Raw genomic sequence first — 1,511 nt, forward strand, 5'->3', positions numbered from 1 at the left:
CCGATTCCGTTGAAAAAGGCCGGCAGTATTTCGTTGTAATAGCTCCGTCGCGACGTGGCCGGAACTGCTCTTACTGACCCTATGCGAGCGTCGGGGTGGGCATCGGGATCAGCTTGGCCATCTTTCGAAGGTTTTGGGCGGTGGCTGCGAGGATGAACTCGTCGCGCGCGCCGTTTGGACCTCGTAAACGCAAACGGTCGAGCTTGAGAATGCGCTTGAGGTGCGCGAACAACATCTCGATTTTCTTGCGGAGCCGGCGCGAGGTGCCTCCCTCCCACGATCTCGCGATCTGGCGCGCCATGTCGCGAGCGCCCTCGTAGATCGAGCGGGGCACTCTCCGTGAAGCCTGCTTGGGGCAGCATCGGGGCTTCAATGCGCATCGATCACAATCGCGCTTGCTGGCGAGGTAAAGCATGGTAGCACCATCATTCACCAACGTTCCGGTCGTGGTAAGAATGTTGCCACCAGGGCAACGATAGATGTCCCCAGCATGGTCATAGGTGAAGTCGTCGCGCGAGAAGATCCCGTCTGTGCGGGCCGACTTGTCGAAGACTGTAACGTGCGGCTCGATCCCGTGCTCATAGACCAGCCAGGCGAGCATCTCGGCCGAGCCATAGCCGCTGTCACCGAGCAGCCGGCTCGGATAGAGATCAAACCGCTCCAGCGAGCGCTCAATCATGCGCTTGGCGGCCAATACCTCCGCCTGCCGGATTGCCGTCGTTGCCTCAACATCGACGATGATCGCGTTCTCGATGTCGACCAGATAGTTCGTCGAATAGGCGAAAAACGCTTGGCCGCCGTGCGCCCCCGTCCAGCGCGCCGCCGGATCGGAAGGCGATACGAACTTCGGGGTAACCTCGGTCGCGGCTCCGAAAGCGGCATCATCAAGGCCGGCCAGATACTCATCGATTGCTCGGCTGGCAGCCTCCGGCGGAAGTCCCTTATCGCCTTCGATCCCCTTCTGCCGATTGGCATCGGCCTTGATTAGGCTCGCATCGACTGCAAATCCCTCACCGCCGACCAGTCGTTCCTCGATGCAGCGGCGCAGCACGCTCTCGAACACGCGACGGAAGAGGTCGCTCTGCCGGAAGCGGCCGTGCCTGTTCTTGGAGAATGTCGAATGATCCGGCACCGTCCCGTCCAGACCGAGCCGGCAAAACCACCGGTAGGCCAAATTGAGGTGAACCTCATCGCACAGGCGCCGCTCCGATCGGATGCCGAAGCAGTAACCGATCAGGAGCATCCGGATCATCAACTCGGGATCGATCGAAGGCCGACCGATGCTGCTGTAGAAAGGCGCCAGGTCCCGCCGGACCTGTTCAAGATCGACAAACCTGTCAATCAACCGCAGCAAGTGATCAGTCGGGATATGTCTTTCGAGCGAGAACTCATAGAACAACGCGGTCTGTTCGACTTGCCGATGCCCCATCATGATCTTCAGTCCTGCCAATTAGACAGACTGAATCACTGATATCTCTGCGTCGCAACAGCCGTCTTTTTCAACAGAATCG

At 59.4% G+C, this 1,511-nt stretch carries 1 protein-coding gene; it reads right to left on the reverse strand.

The features are described from left to right. Positions 1-79: 79 nt before the first annotated feature. Positions 80-1,432 carry a transposase gene (locus AAE027_RS39390; protein ID WP_091880269.1) on the reverse strand — a complete coding sequence of 451 codons (1,353 nt, stop codon included), beginning with the start codon at positions 1,430-1,432 and terminating at the stop codon, positions 80-82. Positions 1,433-1,511 lie beyond the last annotated feature (79 nt).

Source organism: Bradyrhizobium sp. DN3 (assembly GCF_041357655.1).
Lineage (GTDB): Bacteria > Pseudomonadota > Alphaproteobacteria > Rhizobiales > Xanthobacteraceae > Bradyrhizobium.

Coding starts and splice junctions, on each gene's coding strand:
- AAE027_RS39390 (WP_091880269.1), bottom strand. CDS start 1,432: ATGATGGGGCATCGGCAAGTCGAACAGACCGCGTTGTTCTATGAGTTC.